This is a genomic window from Pedococcus sp. P1_H8 (genome assembly GCF_056405175.1).
Window position 1 is genome coordinate 1 of record NZ_JBFUCP010000322.1, and the last position, 407, is coordinate 407.

The window sequence follows — 407 nt, forward strand, 5'->3', positions numbered from 1 at the left end:
ACACGAGGTCGCATCGGGTTGCCGAAGATTTCCCACTGACCGGACTCGTCGGGCGGGTTCCGCGGCAGCGGGGCTCGGAGATGTCTGTCTCAGAGATGTCGGGGGGTGGCCTCGGTGGTGAGTGAATCGAGCAGGGCCAGCACCTCGGACTCGCGGAAGCGTCGGTGGCCGCCGGGGGTGCGCAGCGAGCCGAGTCGGCCCGCGTGCGCCCAGCGCGTCACCGTCTTCGGATCGACATGGAACATCGCCGCCACCTGGCCGGGGGTCAGCAGTGAGTCGTTGGCTTGCTGGAATGCGGGAACGCTCATTGAGATCCTTACGGGTCGTGCCGGTGGGTTCAGCGTCATGGTGGCATCGGGACCCCCGGGTACTCGAACCGCCTAATTCGAGTAAAGCGGAGGTAATGG

1 protein-coding gene is annotated in these 407 nt (G+C 66.1%); it reads right to left on the reverse strand.

The features are described 5' to 3' along the window. Nucleotides 1-89: 89 nt before the first annotated feature. On the reverse strand, nucleotides 90-308 hold the full coding sequence (locus AC1DYG_RS20195; RefSeq protein WP_477641621.1) for a BldC family transcriptional regulator: 219 nt from the start codon (nucleotides 306-308) through the stop codon (nucleotides 90-92). Between the last annotated feature and the right edge of the window lie 99 nt (nucleotides 309-407).

Bases quoted from the DNA above. Each gene is read 5' to 3' on its own strand.
- AC1DYG_RS20195 (WP_477641621.1), bottom strand. From the start codon at position 308: ATGAGCGTTCCCGCATTCCAGCAAGCCAACGACTCACTGCTGACCCCC.